This window comes from Mycobacterium sp. E2497, from assembly GCF_001668695.1.
Classification (GTDB): Bacteria; Actinomycetota; Actinomycetes; order Mycobacteriales; family Mycobacteriaceae; genus Mycobacterium.
Genome location: NZ_LZKD01000039.1, coordinates 1 through 19,374, shown reverse-complemented (window position 1 = coordinate 19,374; position 19,374 = coordinate 1). Strand labels below are relative to the sequence as shown.

The window sequence follows — 19,374 nt, the reverse complement described above, 5'->3', positions numbered from 1 at the left end:
GCGCGCACCGCGTTACTCAATGCGGGCGCGCGCTCGATGAGGTCGCGGGCTTCAACGGGATCGGGGTGTACGCATAACCATCGCTGTCCTACGCTTGCGAGGTCGGATCGATCGTCTGTCCGGCACAGGCGAGCGCGGATGTGATGAAGTCGTCGCGCGCCGCGTCCGTGACCGAGGCGTCCCACGCCAGCACCACCCGGCTGGGAGCGAGGCCGTCGGCTGGTACCACCCGCAGGTCAGGCCGTCGGTAGGACATGGCCGTCGACCGGGGCAGCACCGCGAAACCGGTACCGGCAGCCACTAATTCGAGCTTCTGCTCGACCCCGGTCACCGACGACTGCACTGCCGCGCGGCGCAATTCCGGACTGGCGATGGCATACCACTCGGGCACCGATGCCGGATTCTGCAGCAAACGCCGCGACGCCAGATCGTCCAGCGATACCGACCGCCGCTCGGCCAGCGGGTCACCGGCGGGCAGCACTACGTCGCGCGGCTCCTCAAGGAGCGGCGCTGTCGCCAGGCCGGACAGGTCGAATGGCGAGCGAGCGTAGACCACCTGCACGTCGCCGCGGCGGATCACTTCGGCCTGCTCGTTCCAGGTCACCGGCACGATGACCGTGCGCCGCACCGGATCGCCTGCCTCGAACGCCCGGGCGGCAGCGGTAGCCAACAGCCCGGGCAGTACCCCGACCGTGACCACGACGGCAGGGGCTTCGGCCCGCGCTAACCGCTGCCGCAGCGCCTGCACTTCCGCGAGCAAGAAACGGCCGTCGTCGAGTAGCCGTAACCCAGCGGGGGTCAGCGTCGTCCCGCGGGTGCCCCGATTGAGCAGCGTGATGCCCAGCTCGTGCTCGAGCGCGCGAATTTGACGGGACAGCACTGGTTGGGCGATGTGCAGGCGCGCCGCAGCGCGGCCGAAGTTGAGTTCCTCCGCCACGGCGACGAAGTAGCGCAGCTTGCGCATGTCCAGATCCACTGTGGCCATACCCAAAGGGTATAGCTCCCGGAATAAAAGGGTGTTGGACGAGCGAAGCTCCCGCCTCGACTCTGTATGTATGAGTCTGTGCAATCAACGTGTCCTGATCATCGGAGGAACGTCGGGCATCGGCCTAGCCGTGGCTGTGGCGGCCGCCGAGCGTGGCGCCACGCCCGTCGTCGCCTCGCGCCGGACGTCGAGCGTCGAGCGCGCGCTGGGCTCGCTGCCCGCCGGCGCGGTCGGCGCCACCGTTGACCTCGCCGACCCCGCGTCCATCGAGCGGCTGGCCGACTGGGTCGGCCCGATCAACCACCTCGTCTACACGGCGGGCGAGCCGCTGGAGATGGTGCCGCTCGCCGGACTGACACCTGACGTTATCGCCGGCTTTTACCAAACTCGCATCATCGGCGCGTGCAGCGCGGTTCGGGTGATCGGTCCGCTCCTGCCCGCGGACGGTTCGATCACTTTGACCAGCGGATCGGCCGCCGAGCAGCCGGAATTCGGTGCGTTGCCGGTGAGTCTGTGCGGCGCGATGAACGCGCTAACCGCCGCTCTGGCGGTCGAGCTGGCGCCAGTGCGGGTTAATGCTGTCGCCCCAGGCGTGGTGCGCTCACCGCTGTGGGACAACATGGGTAGGGAGGACCGCGATGCGCTGTTCGCCGCTGCAGCGGAACGGGTTCCGCTAAGCAGGATCGCCGAGGCCGACGAGGTGGCACGGGCCTACTTGTACTGCATCGAGCAGACGTACTCCACCGGAGCGGTCGTCAAGGTCGACGGCGGCAGCGTCCTCGTCTAGGCGGTAGTCGTGGTCCAACCACCCGCAATGTGATAGGCCCGCACGTAAACTGCTGATATCCATCAGAAATGTAGCGTCGCGAGACACCAGCTACAGAGGTGTCCCCAACGCGAGTTCTGTAAGTCCGCAGCACGCAAACCCACGTCGGCCTAGCCGACCACGTCGAAGATCGCGGCGGCGGAGGTGACGGCCTTGTCCGCGTTTCCCTCGTCATGCAGCAACATGCGGACCCCCACGCGCCCGGAGCCGCCGGCGTGCGCCGTGCCCTCGACGCGGAAGGGACCCACCTTGCCGCGCGACATGAACATGACGTGCCAGCTGACCACCTGCAGCTTCCGCGTTCCGGTGACGCCGGCGGCGAGGTCGATCGCCGCGGTTTCGAGGACCACGTGCTGCGGTCCGATGTGCAGCGCGGCGTCCGGGGAGGCGAGTTCGGTACTCAATTCGGGCAGGATCCAATGGCCGTCACGGCGCCTGCTGGCCCCGAAGGCCTGCCACAGCGGCGGCAGGTCCGGCGAGTCCTCGATGACCAGTTCCGTGCCCGAAACATCCATGCGGCCCAAGCCTTCCGGCGGAATACCGATGATGGCTCCTTGCCCCTCGTTGAAGGCGATCACCCGGTCCGGGTTGTCGGCGTCGACGATCTTGCACCGCCCGTAGCCCATGGTGCGCCCCTGGTGCACGATGCCGGAGCCGACGATCTCGACTCGGCTGACGTCGTAGCCGGGGTCGACGATCTGCACGGACGCGATGACCGGGTTGGGCACCGCGACCATGTCGGTCTGACAACCCTCCGGCGAGGAAATGGCCAACGGCGCCACCATGATTCCCCCGGCCTCGTTGCGCATGTCCCGGCGAATGGTGACCGTGTCGTCGGCCTCGCCCAAGTCCATCGAGGAGTGTTTGCGGCCGATGTAGCGGTAGCTGAGCAGCCCCGTCCAGCGCCGGTACAGTTCGTCCCGATAGGCGTCGGAGTCTCCCGCCAACTCCCGGATGTCACGAAGCTGGTCGCCCAATTCCGGCCTCCCTCAGGCTTTTCCGTGCCGCACCTGGTTGAACGGCACGCCGCGGTCGGCGGCGTACTCACGCGGAAAGTTCAGGACACGCTCCCCGATGACGTTGCGCGCCATCTCGGTGGTCCCGCCACCGATGCTGGCGATCTGCCGGCCCAGGTAACGGGTACCGATGTCGAGCAGCCCCGCCTCGTCCTCGATCACGGCCGAGGGGCCCGCGACGGCCAGCGCGGTGTCGTTTTCGACGTCGTGCACCTCGGCCATGGACAGCCGGATGATCGATCCCGCCGCGGGCGGGAGGGATCCGCTGGTCACGGCGTGGAAGACGTGCTCGCTGAGTTGCCCGTGCACGACACGATGGACCAGGGCACGGCCCACCAATTCGCGGACTCGTTCGCTGCCGGTCTGGTTCGTCTTCTCGACCAGGGCGAGCAGGTCAACCGAGATATCTTGCGCCTCAGCGATTCCCGGGCCGCTGGTGTACTCCGATCCGTCGCCCATGCTGCGGCGCTCGTGGTAGAGCTGGCGCGAGGCGACGTCCCACCCTTTCCCCGGCTCCCCCACCACGGCGTCGTCACCGACGTCGACGTCGTCGAAGAATTCCTCGCAGAACTCCACGGAGCCGTTGACCTGCTTGATGCGGTTGATCGTGACCCCGGGGTGCCGAAGCGGCACCAGGAACATGGTCAGCCCTTCGTGTTTCGGAACGTTCCAGTCGGTGCGGGCCAGGCACAGGCCGTAGTCGGCGGCGAACGCCCACGTGCTCCACGTCTTGGCGCCGTTGATGATCCATCGCCCGTCCCGGCGTTCGGCGCGGGTCAGCACACCCGCGAGATCCGACCCCCCGCTGGGCTCCGACAGCAACTGCACCAGCACTTCGTCGCCGCGCAGCGCGGCCGCGATGTGGGCGCGCTTCTGCTCCTCGCTGCCCATGTCCAGGATCGTCGCGCAGCAGATGGCGAACGACGGAACGTTGAGCATCAAGGGGGTCTCGTAGGCCAGGGCCTCGGCGTCGAACGCTTTCTTGTATTCGTAGCCCAAGCCCAGCCCGCCGTATTCGCGCGGAAAGCAGATGCCGGCGAATCCGCCGTCGTACAGCCTTTTTTGCAGCTCGCGGGCGCGCTGCCAGGAGGTGAGCGAGTCGCGTTGCAGAGCCATCGCGTCGCCGGAATCATGCCGCGGCAGGTTCTCGGCCAGCCACGCCTTGGCCCGGCCCCGGAATTCCTCGACCGACTCCGACGTCACCGGATGACCTCTCGTTCGAGCGTCGACCTTGTGCTGGGCGACTGTACAGCAGCGCTGCCGCGGCTGTACAGGCCGCGGCCTACGACCGGTTCAGCTCCACCGCGGATCGGATCAGCGCCGCCAGCGCCTCCACGTCGAGCTCGTCGCCCTCGTGAAAATCGATCGCCCGTCGGGTGTTGCCGTCGAGACTGGAGTTGAACAGGCCAGCGGGATCATCGAGCGAGGCCCCCTTGGCGAAGGTCATCTTCACGACGTTCTTGTAGGTCTCGCCGGTGCAGATCATTCCGTCGTGGTACCAGACCGGGACGCCGCGCCACTTCCACTCCTCGACGACGTCCGGGTCGGCTGCCTTGATCACTTCCCTGATGCGGGCGAGCATCTCGCCGCGCCAATCCCCCAACTCCTTGATCCGGGCACCGATCAGCTCAGCGGGAGAATCCTTGGAATCGGCCATCCTGGCTCGCCTTTCCGATGTCGTCGCTCGACCGCCCCGTTCCGACACCGGCGTTGGCGGCCCGTAGTCTGCAGTACTCAGCATGACCGATACACATCCCTTTGACGACGCCGTCCGCCTCGAGATCGTCGACGCCGACACCAGGCGAGGGCGCACCCATCCGGAATGGGCCAACATGGTGGGGCCCTTCGGCGGGATCACCGCCGCCGTGATGCTGCGCGCCGTCGAGTCGCACCCCGACCGCCTCGGCGAGCCGCTGGCGTTGACGGTCAACTACGCCGCGCCGATCGCCGACGGCGACTTCGACATCTCACTGCGGACCGCGCGCACGAATCGCTCCAACCAGCACTGGATCGCCGAACTCGCCCAGGACGGAGACGTCAAGACGACGGCGACCGCGTTGTTCGCGATCCGGCGCGACGGTTGGGGCGACACCGAAAGCCGCCCGCCGAGCGCACCGGACCCGGAGCAGCTTCCTGCCACGGATCCGGGCCTGGTGCGCTGGACGAGCCTCTACGACATGCGCTACGTCGAAGGCCCCATGCCCGGCAAAGACGGCCAACCGAACCCCTCGTCGACGACCACCCTGTGGGTGCGCGACGGCGCGCAACGCCCCGTCGACTACCCGGCGCTCGCCGCGCTATGCGACGCGTTCTACCCCCGGGTGTTCCTGCGGCGGGGCGCCATCATCCCGTCCGGAACGATCTCGCTGACGACGTACTTCCACGCGGATCGGCACGAACTCGACCGCTCAGGCGACGACTTCGTCCTGTGCACCGCCCACGCCAACCGCTTCAGCCGCGGCTACTTCGACCAGAGCGCACAGGTGTGGACGCGCGATGGCGTGCTGCTGGCCACCACGCACCAGGTCGTCTACTTCAAAGGCTGAAGGGTTTACACTTCGCCGGGGAAACGTCACGCAGAGCCGCATAGAATCGAGCCGCCATGACAGAGCGCGCGGAGCGCAGCGTCACCGACGCGGACACCGCCACGCTGCTGGCCATCGAATCCATCAAGCAGCTCAAGGCCCGTTACTGCCGGCTGCTCGACACCAAGGACTGGGCGGGGTGGCGCACCATCTTCACCGATGACTTCCTCAGCGACACGGCCGAGGCCGGCGGCAAGGTCATCGAGGGGGCGGACGAGTTCGTGGCGTTCACGCGCAAGGCCCTCGGGCGGCCCGGGCAGGCCACCGCCCACCAGGTGCACGCCCCCGAGATCACGCTCACCTCGGAGACGGCCGCGCGCGGGGTGTGGGCGCTGCAAGACGTCGTCCGATTCGGCCCCGGCGTGACCCTGGTCGGCTACGGCCACTACCACGAGACCTACGAGAACATCGCCGGGCAATGGTTCATCAAGAGCTCCAAGCTGACTCGACTGCGAGAGGATATCGTCACTCCGGTGTTTTCGCTCTACATCTCCGACCGAATCCGCCGGGCCATCGGCCGAGTCGCGAATATGGTGATGAACCCATGACCGCCTCCACCGTTCTGGTCACCGGCGCATTCGGGCAAATCGGCAAGCGCTGCACGCAGATCCTGCTGGACCGGGGACGCACCGTGATCGCATTGGATCTGCGCACCGAGAACACCGTCGCCGTCGAAAAAGAACTGGCCGCCGCCCGCCACCCCGGAACGCTGATCCCGGCCTACACCGATCTGCTGGACGCCGAGGCGCTGCGCGACCTCGTCATGACCCGTCAACCCGACGCGGTCGTCCACCTCGCCGCGGTCGTGTCCCCGTTGTCGTATCGCAAACCCGCGCTGGCACGCAAGGTGAATGTGGGTGGGACCGAGAATCTCCTGGCAGCGTGCGCCGCACTCACGCGCCCGCCGTTGTTCCTGATGGCCTCCAGCGCCGCGGTGTACGGGTCGCGCAACCCGTACCGTCAGCCCGAACGGATCACCCCGGACACCCCCGTGAATCCCATCGATCAATACGGTCAGGACAAGGTGCTCGCGGAGGCGGCGATCCGCGCGAGCGGCCTGCCGTACGCGCTCTTCCGGCTGGGCGGGGTCATCTCGCCGGATATGCACACCACCGTCAACGGCGACTCCCTGCTGCTGATGCGATCCATGCCCGGCGACAACCGCATGCACGCGGTCGATGCTCGCGATGTGGCGCTGGCCTTCGCCAACGGCGTCGACCGGCAAGCCGGCATCGCGGGCAAGGTACTGCTGATCGGCGGCAACGAGTCGTATGTGCTCATCCAGCGGGAGCTCGAGGACGGCATCATGGAAGCCGTCGGCCTGGGTGGCCTCGGCCCGTCCGCCAGCCTGCCGGGCGACCCGACCGACGACCGCGGCTGGAGCTTCACCGGCTGGTATGACACCACCGAAGCCCAGGCGCTGCTCGATTTCCAAGAGCACGACTGGTCGCAGACGCTGGCCTGGATCGCCGAGACGCAGGGCCGTCTGCGCATGGTGGTTCGGCTGCTGAGCCCGGTCTTGCGGCCGGTCCTGCGGACCGTCCTGATGGTGCAGCGCCGGCTCGAGGGGCGCGGTCCCTACGCCGACCCCTGGACGCTGATCGAAAAGAAATACGGCACCGCGGCACTCGCCGGCGCCGACTAGCAAGCGAATATTTCCGAGAGCTGTTGCACCGCAACATGACTCGCACGCCCGCACCCGTCAGCGATCGATCCATCCCATCTGCGCTTCGGCATGATGGCCGCCCACGGGCGGGGTGATCCGATCGAGCCGGGACAGTTGCTCGGGTGACAGTTGGACGGCATCGGCACCGACGTTCTCCTCGAGCCGCGCCACCCGCTTTGTGCCCGGAATCGGCACGATGTCAGGCCCTTTCGCCAACAGCCAGGCCAGAGCGACCTGAGCCGGGGTCGCACCGACGTCGGCGCTGATGGCGCGCAATTCGTCGGCGCTTTGCAGGTTGTGCTGGAAGTTCTCGTCGAAAAACCGCGGATTGGTCTTGCGGTAGTCGCTGTCCGGCAGCCCCTCGGTGGAGCGGATGGCGCCGGTGAGGAAGCCGCGGCCCAGCGGTGAGTAAGCGACGAATCCGATCCCCAATTCGCGCAGCACCGGCAATATCTCGTCTTCCTGGTCGCGCGTCCACAGCGAATACTCGGATTGCACCGCGGTGATGGGATTCACCGCGTGCGCACGCCGGATGGTGTTGACGCCGACCTCCGAAAGGCCGATGTGCCGGACCTTCCCGGCGGCGACCAGCTCGGCCAATGCGCCGACCGTGTCTTCGATCGGGGTGTCCCGGTCAAGGCGGTGCTGATAGTAGAGGTCGATTCGGTCGGTGCCGAGCCGTTGCAGCGAACCCTCGACGGCGATACGGATGTTGGCGGGGCTACTGTCCAGGCCGTTACGCCCGGTGTGCGAGATCAGGCCGAACTTGGTGGCCAGCACCACCTGATCGCGGCGTCCCTGCAAGGCGCGGGCGAGCAGTTCTTCGTTGACGTAGGGGCCGTACACCTCGGCCGTGTCGATCAGCGTGACACCCAGGTCGATCGCGCGGTGGACGGTGCGGATCGCCTCGGCGTCGTCGCTGCCGGCGCCGGCGTAGGCCACCGACATGCCCATGGCGCCCAGGCCGATGCGGCCGACCTCCAAGCCGGCAAGGCGAGCTTGTTTCATGGCGTCATTGTGCGCTCAGCGACTTCGGGCCGTGGGGCGGGTACCGTTGCGCGAGTGCACCGCATCGATCTGACCGCGATCCGATGGACGACATAGAAACGACGCGACCGGCCCGCAATCTGGCGGTGGACTTCTACCGCGCGTCGGGCGTGGTCCTCATCGTGCTGGGCCACTGGCTGGCCGGTTCCGTGACCTACCACGACGGGCAATTCGGCCGGGAGAACCCGCTGCTGGACATGCCCTGGACGCAATGGTTGACCTGGATCTTCCAGGCGGTGCCGGTGTTCTTCTTCGTGGCCGGCTATGCCGGAGCCGTGTCGTGGGCGCACCGCCGCGAGGGCGGCAGCTTCTCACGCCAGGCCTGGATCCGGCATCGACTGGCTCGGGTGCTGGGTCCGACGACGGTCTACGTCGCGCTCGTTTCGGTGATCGTGGTGGCGCTCCAGGCCCAACGGGTGCCGGGCACCGTGCTGGAATACGCGGGGTGGGCGGTGGCCATGCACCTGTGGTTCCTCGCCGTGTACGTGCTGGTCGTCTCACTGACGCCCATTGCCGTTGCGGCACATCGACGTTGGGGCCTGAGGGTACCGGCGGTACTGGCCGCCGGGGTCGTCCTGATCGACGCCGTGTCGCTCGCGGGCCACGTGCCCTACGTCGGCTCTCTCAACTACCTGTTGTGCTGGGGCCTGCTCTATCAGCTCGGCATCGCCTGGGAGGGTGGGCTGTTGGCCGGCCGCAAACCGGTGTTGCTCGCCGCCGGTTCGGCCGTCGCCCTGGCACTGCTGATCCGAGTGGGGCCGTATCCGGTGAGCATGATCGGCGTTCCGGGGGAACCGATCGAGAACACGACGCCGCCCACGGTGGCGATGATGGCATTCGCCTGCACGCAGGCCGGGCTGGCGATGGCAGTTGCGGCGATGCTCGACCGGGTCCTGCACCACGGCCCCGTGCGGCGCGTGTTGTCGACCGCCAACGCCAACGTGATGGCGCTTTACCTGTGGCACATGATTCCTGTGGTCATCGTCGCGATCGTCGCTTATCCGGCCGGCCTGATACCCCAGCCCCATGAGGGGTCTGCGACGTGGTGGCTGGTCCGACTGGAGTGGATCACGATCCTCAGCGTGGTGACGGCGGTCGAGTTGGTGCTGCTGTGGTGGCAGCGGCGGTTCTTCGCGGTTCCGCTGCCGACGTTCGGACTACCGCTCGGCGATCGCTGGGGCGAAACGATCATGTTCTCCGGCGCCGTCCTGGCCGCCGTTGGTCTGCACCTTTTGGCCCAGGGCGGCTTCGCACCGGACGGGCGCTTCTCCTGGCCGGCCGCGGCGGTGTTCGCCGCCGGCGCGGTCTTGGTGGCGTTGCGGCCCAAGGCGCCGTCGCCGGTGACCGGCGTCGAGGCGCAGCGGCGCAGCGGCGCCTAGTGGTGGGCCGGCAGCACGTGGTCGGCCAGCCTGTCGGTGGACAGGCACAGCGAGCAGACATGCGCGTCGTGGGTTTCACACGCCGTCACGTCCGGCCGCTCGTAGTCATGATGGCAGACGTGGCACTTCAACTGCGCCGCTGAGGGATTGCCGTATTCGTCATACATGGGCAAGTCGATGCCGTCGTGGGTGCGACGCAGGTAATACCTGCCCTTGGTCGCGATCGCCAGGATCGGCGGCATGACCAACGCGACGACGATCGCCACCAACGGCGAGTACGGACGCAGCGCCTCACCGAGGCCGCCGAAGAAGGCGACTATCGACAACCCGGCGGCCAACAGCATCGACCCGAAGCCCACCGGATTGATGGCATACAGCATGCCGCGCCGAAACTCCGGGCGCTTCGGTGACAACTTGAGCAGGTACTTGTTGAACACGATGTCCGACGCCACGGCCACCACCCATGCCATTCCACAGTTGGCGTAGAACCCCAGGATCGTGTTCAGGACGTCGAACATGTCGGATTCCATCATGATCAACGCAATGACGAGGTTGACGGCGAGGAAGACGACCCGCCCCGGGTAATGCTTGGTGACCCGGGTGAACGAATTGGTCCACGCCAAGGAACCCGAGTATGCGTTCGTCACATTGATCTTGATCTGGCTGAGCACCACCAGGACCACCGCGAGTGTCAGCGCAAGCCATCCCGGCATGAAGTCGCGGTAGATCAACAAGAATTGGTGCACGGGCTGATTGGCGACCGACGTCGAGCCCGCAACGCGAGCGATCAGATAGACGGCCAAAAACAGGCCGATGATCTGTTTGATCGCTCCGAACACGACCCAGCCGGGTCCGGCGAGCAGCACCCACGTCCACCAACTGCGCGAGTTCGCCGGCATCCGCGGGGGCATGAAACGCAGGTAGTCGATCTGCTCGGCGATCTGCGCGATCAGCGACAGGCACACGCCCGCCGCCAACAACGTCGAGCCGATGTTCACCGCGCCGCCGCCGCGGCCGTGGTACCCGAAGAACTGGTGGATGGAGTCCGGGTGGCGCACCACGAGGTAGACGAACGGAACGACCATCAGGATCAACCACAACGGCGTCGTCCAGAGCTGGAGCTGGGACAACACCTTCATGCCGTACATCACCAGCGGGAAGATGATCAGCGTCGAGCAGGCATAGCCGGCCCAAAGCGGGAGGCGCAGGCCGAGCTTGAGGCCCTGCGCCATGATCGAGCCCTCGAGGGCGAAAAAGATGAAGGTGAACGACGCGAAGATCACGTTGGTGACCACCGAGCCGTAGTAGCCGAAACCGCTACCCCGGGTGATCAGGTCCAGGTCGAGGTTGTAGCGCGCCGCGTAATAGGCCAACGGCAGCCCGGTCGCGAAGATCACCAGGGCGAAGATCCCGATGCCGCACAACGCGTTGCCGGTTCCGTAGGAGATGCCGACATTGGCGCCGATCGCGAAGTCGGCCAAATACGCGATGCCGCCGAGCGCCGAGATGCCCACCACGGCTGTCGACCATCGTCGATAACTGCGCGGTGCGAACCGCAGCGTGTAATCCTCGAGCGTCTCTTTGGTGGCCGTCATGGTGTCCAGGTCCATCTCGGCCGCGGACGGATTGGTGTCGGATTCGGTTTCCTGCGTCATGCACTCCCCCTCGCCCACAAGTCCCGCCGAAGATAACCGACGCGGGTTGCGACAAAGTGACGCCCGGCATCGGCGAAGCCGCCCGCCGAGGTGCTGGATACGCCGACCGGCATCACGCTCTGTGGGCTAAACGACCTACGACCCCTCGATTGGGGTCGTAGTGCCCTGGGCGGGACGGTACCCGGGGAGAAAACGTTTTCCTCAAGGCTCGGATTCCGTGAACAGTTGAGCCTAGGCTAGACCGAGACACCCTCGCTAAGGGAGTACACAGATGTCACACGCTACGCTCCACACCAACCACATCCCTCAGCAACGCGCACAGGATGCCCAGCTTCTGAAGGAGTCCGGGGTCCACAAGCTCGTCGTCACCGACCGCGACGGCAACTGCTTGGCGTTCTTATTGGCTTGGGAAAGCTTCGACTACGACGCTGAGACGGATACCTATGTGTGCGTGGCCGACGGCGACGGCAGAGAGCTGATGACCGTGTACACCGCCGGCGAGATCAAGCCGGCCGCCAAAGCGAACACGTATGTGGTAACCGCGCCGGACAGATTCGGCGGCCCCAGGGCGCTGTAGACGCGCCGATCGACGGGCCCGACCGGCCGGCGGCTTCTTTCACGCCTTCTTGGCGCGGTCGACCCGCGCGGTGATCCGATCGTCTCAGCCACCGATGTCGCTGGTGGCTGCCGGCCCCACCCCGCGGCACACCTGGCGGGACCTTGACATCGCGAAACTTATGATAGACCGTTCGTACGGTTAGTTTGAGTCGAAGGTGGAAGATGCCCCGACCTGGGAGACGTGGCGAGATTTTCGACGCGTTCGTCCGTTATGTCGCCGAACGCGGCTACGACAGAACGAATATGGGCGACATCGCCGACGAGCTTGGCATGTCGAAGGGCACCATCGTCCATCACTTCGGGACCAAAGCGCAGATGTTGCGCGAACTCGAAGAGACCCACCTGGCCCGCCAACTCGATGCGCTGCAGATGGCGTGGGCCCGCCTGGCCGCGCCGCACGAACGCATCGCCGCAATCATCTACGCCTCCGCACTGCTCCAAGTGGTCGCTCGCGATGCGACGGTGGCAAGCCAGCGCGAAGTGGTTCAGCTGTTCGATGACCCCGCTATGCACCAGGTGCGCAAGTTGCGAAATCAGTTGCAGGCGCTGGCAACTGACGAGATCCGCAACGGGATAGAGAGCGGCGTGTTCCGAAGCGTCGACGTCGAGCTGGCAGCACTGCAGCTGTGGGGATCGCTGCAGTGGATGTGGGTATGGTTCGATCCCACCGGTTCCCGGACTCCCGAACAAGTCGGTGCCGCGTTCGTCGACGTGTTCCTCGGCGGACTGCTACTCGACCGACTGGCGCTTGGAAAGTGGGCAAACCCTTCCGCGGAGGTCGTCTCGGTGGTGCGCGAATGCCTCACCGCAGTCACCAGTTCTGGTGATTGACCGATCGGCCTCTAATACCTTGTGCGGGTCGGTAATTGGCCCGAACTGTTGCCCGCCTGATCGCCTTGGCCGTTCTTAACCGACCGGAGACGAGCGCCGGAGCGCGGCATCGTCGCCGTACGCCCGGTCGGTTATAAGGGCCCGCTTTCTCTTTATCCGTCCGTTGTCACCGGACACCGATTCACCCGGTCACTAGCCAAAGTCCCTGGTATTTGCCCGAACAACTCTACTGCAGCTCCGAGCGCTCTTCGGGCAGTTCGGTGGTGCAATTCGAGCCAGCGTCGCGGTTATTGACTGACCGTACGGTCTAATGCAATAGTGACTGCGTGGCGCAAACGAGGGCGGCATGGAGCTGAAAGCACGGTCCCGAAGTGCCGGTCGGGGGGATCACCTGGTCGACCGACATCGGAAACAAGGTGCTGCGCCAAGCGGCGGAAAGCGCCGAGCGCCGTCGCGGCGAGAGGTAGAGAGCAGAAGCCCGGAGTTGCATTCGCTGCCAGGTACTTCGAAACCTGCCGCATTGCAGAGCCTTTCGATACCAGCTCACCAGATCAATCAGACCGCGAGGCGGGTTCACGTCCACGCTCGCGATCCCCGTCCAGCGACCGTGCGGACCCCGCTTGACCCAGCAGTGCAGCCCTCGCGACTGAGTGCGCGGTCGGGTCAGGGGCGGCGCGGATGACCACCTCACACCTGACCGCCAGCAAAATCGGCCAAAGGATTCGACCGGGCACGGAAGTGGCCGGCGGGTTCTTCCGCATGTGCGTGCTGACCGGCAAGGCGCTCAGGCAGCCGTTCGAGTGGCGCGAGTTCATCTGGAACGGCTGGTTTCTCATGCGGGTATCGCTGCTGCCCACGATCGCGGTGTCCATCCCCGAAACCGTGCTCCTCATTTTCACGCTCAACCTGCTGCTGGCCGAGATCGGCGCGGCCGACGTCTCGGGTGCCGGGGCCGCGATCGGCGCGGTCACCCAGCTCGGCCCGATCGTGACGGTGCTGGTGGTCGCCGGCGCGGGCGGCACCGCCATCTGCGCCGACCTCGGCGCGCGAACCATCCGCGAGGAGATCGATGCGCTCGAGGTGCTCGGCATCGACCCGATCCACCGGCTGGTGGTCCCCCGCGTCGTCGCCTCGACACTCGTCGCCGTGCTGCTCAACGGCCTCGTGGTCGCCGTCGGCCTGGGGGGCGGCTACCTGTTCAGCGTGTACCTGCAGAACGTCTCGAGCGGTGCCTACCTCTCCACGCTCACGGCGCTCACCGGCCTGCCCGAGGTGGTGATCGCGTTCATCAAGGCGGCGACGTTCGGGCTGATCGCCGGCCTGGTCGGCTGTTACCGCGGGCTGATCGTTCGCGGCGGGTCCAAGGGTTTGGGCACCGCCGTCAACGAGACGGTGGTGCTGTGCTTCATCGCCCTGTTCGCGGTCAACGCCGCGCTGACCACCATCGGCGTCCGATTCGGGACGGGGCGCTGACATGGCCGCGGCCACAGGGGTTCCCGCCCGGCACCTCCACGTTCCGCGGGCCGCCCTCATTCGATACGGGGAAGCCCCCGACCGAGTACTGGTCGAGATCGGGCAAATGGTCTGGTTCGCCCTGAGCGCAATCGGGCAGATCCCGTTCGCCGTGCACCGCTACCGCAAGGAGCTGCTGCGCATGGTGGCCCAGATGGGCATGGGCACCGGCGCGATGGCCGTGGTCGGCGGCACCGCCGCCATCGTCGGGTTCATCACCCTGTCCGCCGGCTCACTGGTCGCCATCCAGGGCTACGCGACGCTCGGCAACATCGGTGTCGAGGCATTCACCGGCTTCTTGGCCGCCCTGGTCAACGTGCGGTTCGTGGCGCCGGTGGCCGCCGGCCAGGCGCTGGCCGCCACGGTCGGCGCCGGCGCCACCGCCGAACTGGGCGCCATGCGCATCAGCGAGGAGATCGACGCGCTCGAGGTGATGAGCATCCGGTCGATCCCCTTCCTGGCGTCCACCCGGGTCGTGGCGGGCCTGATCGTGATCATCCCGCTCTACGGGTTGGCGATGACGATGGCCTTCCTGTCCCAGCAGGTCACGACGGTCTTCTTGTACGGGCAATCCATCGGCACGTACAACCACTACTTCCACACCTTCCTGCGCCTCAACGACGTGGCCTGGTCCTTCGCAGAGGTGATCCTGGTCGCGGTGGTCGTGATGACCACCCACTGCTACTACGGCTACACCGCCACCGGCGGGCCGGTCGGCGTTGGCGAGGCGGTGGGCCGGTCGATGCGGTTGTCGTTGATCACGATCGTCGTGGTGGTCGTTCTCACCGCGATGGCGGTGTACGGCAAAACCCCGAACTTCAACCTCACCGTGTAGCCGCCATGACCACCCCGGTGAAGCAGAACCCGCAACGCATACCTCCGTACCGGACGGCGGCTTTGGTGTTTTTGATCGTCGCCGCGGTGGTGCTGGGGTTCGTGTGGTTGCAGTTTCGCGGCCGGCTCTCGCCGACGACACACTTGACGATGTTGGCTCCCCGGGCCGGTCTGGTGATGGATCCGGGGTCGAAGGTCACCTACAACGGCGTGGAAGTCGGCCGGGTGGCCAGCATTTCGGAGGTCGAACGGGACGGCACACCGGCGGCCAAATTCGTCTTGAACGTGAATCCGAAATGGATCGAGCTCATTCCGGCCAACGTGGACGCCAACATCAGGGCGACCACGGTGTTCGGCAACAAGTACGTCTCGCTGACCTCGCCGAAAAACCCGGCGGCGCAACCCATCACACCGGAGCACGTGATTGACGCGAGGTCGGTGACAACCGAGTTCAATACGCTGTTCGAGACACTGACCACGATCACGGAAAAGATCGATCCCGTCAAGGTGAACCTGACGCTGGCGGCGGCCGCGCAGGCGTTGACCGGGTTGGGCGACAAGTTCGGGCAGTCGATCGTCAACGCCAACGCCATCCTCGACGACATCAATCCGCAAATGCCGCAGATCCGGCATGACATTCAGCAGCTGGGGGTCCTGGGCGACATCTACGCCAACGCCGCACCGGATCTGTTGGACGCCCTCAACAACGCGGTGATCACCGCACGCACGGTGCACCGGCAGGAAAACGACCTGGACGCAGCGTTGTTGGCGGCGGCCGGGCTGGGCAACACCGGCGCCGACATCTTCGCCCGCGGCGGGCCCTACCTACAGCGGGGGGCCGCCGATCTGGTGCCCACCGCCGGCCTGCTCGACACCTACAGCCCGGAGTTCTTCTGCACCATCCGCAACTACTACGACGAAGAACCCCATGCCTATGAGACGACCGGCGGCGGCAACGGATACGCGCTGAGAACCATGACCGAACTGACGTCGGGATTGGGCGGCATCCTCACGCTCCCGGGGTTGGCCGGCACCGCGGCCACGATGGGACTCCTCGGACTGGCCGGGCTGGTCGGCGGGGCACCGAATCCCTTTGTGTATCCGGACAATCTGCCGCGGGTGAACGCGCACGGCGGCCCCGGGGGCGCGCCTGGCTGCTGGCAGGCCATCACCCATGACCTGTGGCCGGCGCCGAGTCTGGTGGTGGACACCGGCGCCAGCCTCGCGCCGTACAACCACCTAGAAACCGGCTCGCCGTACGCAATCGAGTACGTGTGGGGCCGCCAGGTCGGGGACAACACGATCAACCCATGACAGCGATGAATCCATGAAGATTACCGGCTCCGCCATCAAGCTCGGCATCGTCTCGCTGGTGCTGCTGCTGATCACCGTGTCGATCGTCGTGGTGTTCGCTCAGATGCGCTTCAACAGCACCAACAGCTATCACGCGGAATTCCGGAACGCCACCGGGCTGAAGAACGGCCAATTCGTCCGCGCCGCCGGGGTGGAGATCGGGAAGGTCAAAGCGGTGCGGCTGATCGAAGGGGGTCAGCGGGTCCGGGTGGACTTCGATGTCGACCGCTCCGTACCGCTCTACCAGTCGACGACCGCGCAGATCCGTTACCTCAACCTGTTCGCCGACCGCTACCTCGAGCTCAAGCGCGGCGACGGAGAGGGCGCTGACCGGATACTGCCGCCGGGCGGCTCCATCCCGCTGTCCCGAACGTCACCGGCGCTGGACCTCGACGCGCTGATCGGTGGCTTCAAGCCACTGTTCCGGGCGCTCGATCCCGAAAAGGTCAACACCATCGCGTCCGCCATCATCACCGTGTTTCAGGGTCAGGGCGGCACCATCAACGACATCCTCGACCAGACCGCGCAGCTGACCGCGCACATCGCTGAGCGCGACGAGGCGATCGGCGAGGTGGTCAAGAACCTGAACACCGTGCTGGACACCACCGTTCGGCATCGCAAGGAGTTCGACCAGACCGTCGACAACTTCGAGAGACTGATCACCGGGCTGCAAAACCACGCCGACCCGCTGGCCGCCGGCACCGCGAACATCAGCAACGCCGCCGGAACGGTGGCCGACCTCCTCGCCGACAACCGCGCTCTGCTGCACAAGGCGATCAACTACCTGCAGGCTCTTCAGCAACCGCTCGTCGACCAACGCGATCAGCTCGGCGACCTGATCCACAAGACCCCGACCGCGCTCAACCTCATCGGACGCAGCATCGGCCTCTACGGGGACTGGGTCAACTTCTACGTCTGCGACCTCACGATCAGGTGGAACGGACTGCAGCCCGGCGGCCCGGTCCGCTCGGTCCGCCTCTGGCAGCAGCCCACCGGCAGGTGCACGCCCCAATGAGAACGCTCACCGAATTCAACCGCCACCGGGTCGGCCTGATGGGCATCACCGTGCTCGTGCTCGTGGTCGCCGTCGGCCAAAGCTTCACCAGCATCCCGATGATGTTCGCCAGTCCCAGCTATTACGGACAATTCACCGACACCGGCCAACTCAACAAGGGCGACAAGGTCCGCATCTCCGGTGTGAATGTCGGCAAGGTCGAGGCGCTCGAGATCGACGGCGACCATGTCCGGATCAAATTCTCCGTCGGCGGCAACACCATCGGCACCGAGAGCCGGCTCGCGATCAAGACGGACACCATCCTCGGGAAGAAGGTGCTCGAGATCGAGCCGCGGGGAACCCGGACGTTGCGGCCCGGGGACGTGTTGCCACTGGGCCAGAGCACCACCCCCTATCAGCTCTACGACGCGAACTTCGACATCACCAAGGCCGCCACCGGCTGGGACATCGACACCGTCAAGCAGTCGCTGAACGTCTTGTCGCAGACCGTCAACCAGACCTACCCGCACCTGAGTGCCGCACTCGACGGCCTGACGAGATTCTCCGACACCATCGGTAAGCGCGACGAACAGATCAAGCACCTGCTCGCCCAGGCCCACCAGGTGGCCAGCGTGCTCGGTGACCGTAGCGAACAGATCAACCGGTTGTTGGTCAACACCAAGACGCTGCTGGCCGCGTTCAACGAACGTGGCCGCGCCATCGGCGCCCTGCTGCAGAACATCTCCGCGTTCTCGGCTGAGGTGCAGGGGTTCATCAACGACAATCCGAACCTCAATCCCGTGCTCGAGCAGTTGCGTGCCATCAGCGATGTGCTGGTGGCGCGCAAAGACGACCTGGCCCAGACCCTCACGTATGTCAGCCAATTCGCCGCCTCGCTAGGGGAATCCGTCGCGTCGGGACCGTACTTCAAGATCGTCCTGTCCAACCTGCTGCCGTATTGGATCTTGCAGCCGTTCGTCGACGCCGCCTTCAAGAAGCGCGGGATCGATCCGGAGGACTTCTGGCGCAGTGCCGGGCTCCCCGCGTTCCGCTGGCCCGACCCCAACGGCACCCGGTTCCCCAACGGGGCCCCGCCGCCCGCGCCGCCGGTGCTGGAAGGCACCCCGGATCATCCGGGACCGGCCGTCCCGCCCGGAACGGCGTGCTCGTACACCCCTCCGGCCGACGCGCTTCCGCGACCCGGGAATCCGCTGCCCTGCGCGGGTGTGGACGTTGGCCCCTTCGGCGGCCGTTTCCCCGCCCCGATTGACGTCGCGGCTTCGCCGCCGAACCCCAACGGGTTGCCCCCGACCCCGGGAATCCCGATCGCCGGGCGGCCGGGCGACCCGCCACCGGACGTCCCGGGCACGCCGGTGCCGCTGCCCGTCCAAGCACCACCGGGCGCACGCACCGAGAACCTGCAACCCGCCGGCCCCACCCCGCCGCCGTCGACCTTCGCGCCCGGCTTGCCCCCCGGGCCGCCGGCGCCGCCGGGACCCGGGCAGCAGTTGCCCGCACCGTTCATCAACCCGGGCGGCACGGGAGGCAGCGGCATCACGGGAGGTAGCCAGAATTGAGCAACGTCTTCCCCCTCCGCCACCTGCGGCCCCGGACGGTGATCGGGGCGCTGGTGGTGCTGCTGGCCGTGGTCGCCGGGTTCGTGGGCTTGCGGCTCTACCAGAGGTTGACCACCAACACCGTGGTCGCCTACCTCCCGACGGCGAACGCGCTCTATTCCGGGGACAAGGTCCAGATCATGGGCGTCCGGGTGGGTGCCGTCGACAAGATCGAACCGGCCGGCGACAAGATGAAGGTGACGTTTCACTACGAGAACAAGTACAAGGTGCCGGCCAACGCGTCCGCGGTGATCGTCAACCCCACCCTGGTCGCGTCGCGCAGTTCGTCCCATTCGGTCGGGACCTGCGTGCGCTCGATGGGGATCACCGCGTGGTTGCCCATCACCGGGCCACCTTTATACGGCGGCTCCAGCTGAATGCTGCGCGACGCGACCAGGGTGGGGTTGACGATCACCGCGGACGCGTTGGCCGGCACCTTGTACTTGTTCTCGTAGTG

Annotated in this window: 18 protein-coding genes and 1 pseudogene; 13 read left to right on the top strand and 6 right to left on the bottom strand. The window is 66.4% G+C overall.

What is annotated here, in order from left to right:
* Positions 1-88: 88 nt before the first annotated feature.
* The gene (locus tag A5713_RS03090; RefSeq protein WP_068092376.1) at positions 89-985 is read right to left on the bottom strand and encodes a LysR family transcriptional regulator; all 897 of its coding nucleotides are present in this window, start codon (positions 983-985) and stop codon (positions 89-91) included.
* Positions 986-1,121: 136 nt separating this feature from the next.
* On the opposite strand from A5713_RS03090, the gene A5713_RS03085 reads away from it, so the two are divergent.
* On the top strand, positions 1,122-1,772 hold the full coding sequence (locus A5713_RS03085; protein ID WP_231980224.1) for an SDR family oxidoreductase: 651 nt from the start codon (positions 1,122-1,124) through the stop codon (positions 1,770-1,772).
* 149 nt (positions 1,773-1,921) lie between these two features.
* Here A5713_RS03085 and A5713_RS03080 read toward each other — a convergent pair whose 3' ends face one another.
* The 3 genes from A5713_RS03080 to A5713_RS03070 form a co-directional block, all read right to left on the bottom strand.
* Positions 1,922-2,788, bottom strand: coding sequence for a hypothetical protein (locus A5713_RS03080; RefSeq protein WP_068092368.1), 867 nt, complete (start codon positions 2,786-2,788; stop codon positions 1,922-1,924).
* A gap of 12 nt (positions 2,789-2,800) precedes the next feature.
* On the bottom strand, positions 2,801-4,030 hold the full coding sequence (locus A5713_RS03075) for an acyl-CoA dehydrogenase family protein (RefSeq protein ID WP_068092366.1): 1,230 nt from the start codon (positions 4,028-4,030) through the stop codon (positions 2,801-2,803).
* A 79-nt stretch (positions 4,031-4,109) separates the two neighbouring features.
* A complete protein-coding gene (locus A5713_RS03070) occupies positions 4,110-4,484 on the bottom strand; it encodes a DUF1801 domain-containing protein (protein ID WP_068092365.1) in 375 nt (124 codons plus the stop codon).
* An 82-nt stretch (positions 4,485-4,566) separates the two neighbouring features.
* On the opposite strand from A5713_RS03070, the gene A5713_RS03065 reads away from it, so the two are divergent.
* Genes A5713_RS03065 through A5713_RS03055 form a run of 3 tightly spaced genes read left to right on the top strand, consistent with a single transcriptional unit; the run spans position 4,567 to position 7,057 of the window.
* Positions 4,567-5,373, top strand: coding sequence for an acyl-CoA thioesterase II (locus tag A5713_RS03065; RefSeq protein ID WP_068092361.1), 807 nt, complete (start codon positions 4,567-4,569; stop codon positions 5,371-5,373).
* 56 nt (positions 5,374-5,429) lie between these two features.
* Positions 5,430-5,960, top strand: a complete 531-nt coding sequence (locus tag A5713_RS03060) for a nuclear transport factor 2 family protein (RefSeq protein ID WP_067927781.1) — start codon at positions 5,430-5,432, stop codon at positions 5,958-5,960.
* Positions 5,957-7,057 (top strand): NAD(P)-dependent oxidoreductase, encoded by a 1,101-nt coding sequence (locus tag A5713_RS03055; RefSeq protein WP_068092359.1) that lies wholly within the window; start codon positions 5,957-5,959, stop codon positions 7,055-7,057. Before A5713_RS03060 ends, A5713_RS03055 begins: the two co-directional genes overlap by 4 nt.
* A gap of 57 nt (positions 7,058-7,114) precedes the next feature.
* Here the strand turns inward: A5713_RS03055 and A5713_RS03050 are convergent, their stop codons facing one another.
* On the bottom strand, positions 7,115-8,086 hold the full coding sequence (locus A5713_RS03050) for an aldo/keto reductase (RefSeq protein ID WP_068092356.1): 972 nt from the start codon (positions 8,084-8,086) through the stop codon (positions 7,115-7,117).
* 83 nt (positions 8,087-8,169) lie between these two features.
* Between A5713_RS03050 and A5713_RS03045 the strand changes: the two genes are divergently transcribed.
* Complete coding sequence (locus A5713_RS03045; RefSeq protein ID WP_068092353.1) at positions 8,170-9,504, top strand: acyltransferase; 1,335 nt, start codon at positions 8,170-8,172, stop codon at positions 9,502-9,504.
* Here the strand turns inward: A5713_RS03045 and A5713_RS03040 are convergent.
* The gene (locus A5713_RS03040) at positions 9,501-11,114 is read right to left on the bottom strand and encodes a cytosine permease (RefSeq protein ID WP_231980239.1); all 1,614 of its coding nucleotides are present in this window, start codon (positions 11,112-11,114) and stop codon (positions 9,501-9,503) included. The two genes, A5713_RS03045 and A5713_RS03040, sit on opposite strands and share 4 nt — an antisense overlap.
* A gap of 316 nt (positions 11,115-11,430) precedes the next feature.
* Between A5713_RS03040 and A5713_RS03035 the strand changes: the two genes are divergently transcribed.
* The 8 genes and pseudogenes from A5713_RS03035 to A5713_RS03000 form a co-directional block, all read left to right on the top strand.
* Positions 11,431-11,736, top strand: coding sequence for a hypothetical protein (locus A5713_RS03035; RefSeq protein ID WP_067927791.1), 306 nt, complete (start codon positions 11,431-11,433; stop codon positions 11,734-11,736).
* 203 nt (positions 11,737-11,939) lie between these two features.
* Positions 11,940-12,608 carry a TetR/AcrR family transcriptional regulator gene (locus A5713_RS03030; protein ID WP_067927795.1) on the top strand — a complete coding sequence of 223 codons (669 nt, stop codon included), beginning with the start codon at positions 11,940-11,942 and terminating at the stop codon, positions 12,606-12,608.
* 759 nt (positions 12,609-13,367) lie between these two features.
* Positions 13,368-14,081, top strand: a complete 714-nt coding sequence (locus A5713_RS03025) for an MlaE family ABC transporter permease (protein ID WP_369804363.1) — start codon at positions 13,368-13,370, stop codon at positions 14,079-14,081.
* Between the two features lies 1 nt (position 14,082).
* A complete protein-coding gene (locus A5713_RS03020) occupies positions 14,083-14,955 on the top strand; it encodes an ABC transporter permease (protein WP_068092348.1) in 873 nt (290 codons plus the stop codon).
* Between the two features lie 5 nt (positions 14,956-14,960).
* Positions 14,961-16,268: an MCE family protein gene (locus A5713_RS03015; protein WP_068092344.1), complete on the top strand. Its 1,308-nt coding sequence runs from the start codon at positions 14,961-14,963 to the stop codon at positions 16,266-16,268.
* Positions 16,269-16,281: 13 nt separating this feature from the next.
* Positions 16,282-17,322: a virulence factor Mce family protein gene (locus tag A5713_RS03010; protein ID WP_068092341.1), complete on the top strand. Its 1,041-nt coding sequence runs from the start codon at positions 16,282-16,284 to the stop codon at positions 17,320-17,322.
* Positions 17,319-18,878: a virulence factor Mce family protein gene (locus A5713_RS03005; RefSeq protein WP_068092339.1), complete on the top strand. Its 1,560-nt coding sequence runs from the start codon at positions 17,319-17,321 to the stop codon at positions 18,876-18,878. Before A5713_RS03010 ends, A5713_RS03005 begins: the two co-directional genes overlap by 4 nt.
* Positions 18,875-19,201, top strand: a pseudogene (locus tag A5713_RS03000) (MlaD family protein); the annotation flags it as partial. The gene A5713_RS03005 and the pseudogene A5713_RS03000, both read left to right, overlap by 4 nt.
* Between the last annotated feature and the right edge of the window lie 173 nt (positions 19,202-19,374).

Bases quoted from the DNA above. Each gene is read 5' to 3' on its own strand.
- A5713_RS03090 (WP_068092376.1), bottom strand. From the start codon at position 985: ATGGCCACAGTGGATCTGGACATGCGCAAGCTGCGCTACTTCGTCGCC.
- A5713_RS03070 (WP_068092365.1), bottom strand. From the start codon at position 4,484: ATGGCCGATTCCAAGGATTCTCCCGCTGAGCTGATCGGTGCCCGGATC.
- A5713_RS03065 (WP_068092361.1), top strand. From the start codon at position 4,567: ATGACCGATACACATCCCTTTGACGACGCCGTCCGCCTCGAGATCGTC.
- A5713_RS03060 (WP_067927781.1), top strand. From the start codon at position 5,430: ATGACAGAGCGCGCGGAGCGCAGCGTCACCGACGCGGACACCGCCACG.
- A5713_RS03055 (WP_068092359.1), top strand. From the start codon at position 5,957: ATGACCGCCTCCACCGTTCTGGTCACCGGCGCATTCGGGCAAATCGGC.
- A5713_RS03050 (WP_068092356.1), bottom strand. From the start codon at position 8,086: ATGAAACAAGCTCGCCTTGCCGGCTTGGAGGTCGGCCGCATCGGCCTG.
- A5713_RS03045 (WP_068092353.1), top strand. From the start codon at position 8,170: ATGGACGACATAGAAACGACGCGACCGGCCCGCAATCTGGCGGTGGAC.
- A5713_RS03040 (WP_231980239.1), bottom strand. From the start codon at position 11,114: ATGGACCTGGACACCATGACGGCCACCAAAGAGACGCTCGAGGATTAC.
- A5713_RS03035 (WP_067927791.1), top strand. From the start codon at position 11,431: ATGTCACACGCTACGCTCCACACCAACCACATCCCTCAGCAACGCGCA.
- A5713_RS03030 (WP_067927795.1), top strand. From the start codon at position 11,940: ATGCCCCGACCTGGGAGACGTGGCGAGATTTTCGACGCGTTCGTCCGT.
- A5713_RS03025 (WP_369804363.1), top strand. From the start codon at position 13,368: ATGTGCGTGCTGACCGGCAAGGCGCTCAGGCAGCCGTTCGAGTGGCGC.
- A5713_RS03020 (WP_068092348.1), top strand. From the start codon at position 14,083: ATGGCCGCGGCCACAGGGGTTCCCGCCCGGCACCTCCACGTTCCGCGG.
- A5713_RS03015 (WP_068092344.1), top strand. From the start codon at position 14,961: ATGACCACCCCGGTGAAGCAGAACCCGCAACGCATACCTCCGTACCGG.
- A5713_RS03010 (WP_068092341.1), top strand. From the start codon at position 16,282: ATGAAGATTACCGGCTCCGCCATCAAGCTCGGCATCGTCTCGCTGGTG.
- A5713_RS03005 (WP_068092339.1), top strand. From the start codon at position 17,319: ATGAGAACGCTCACCGAATTCAACCGCCACCGGGTCGGCCTGATGGGC.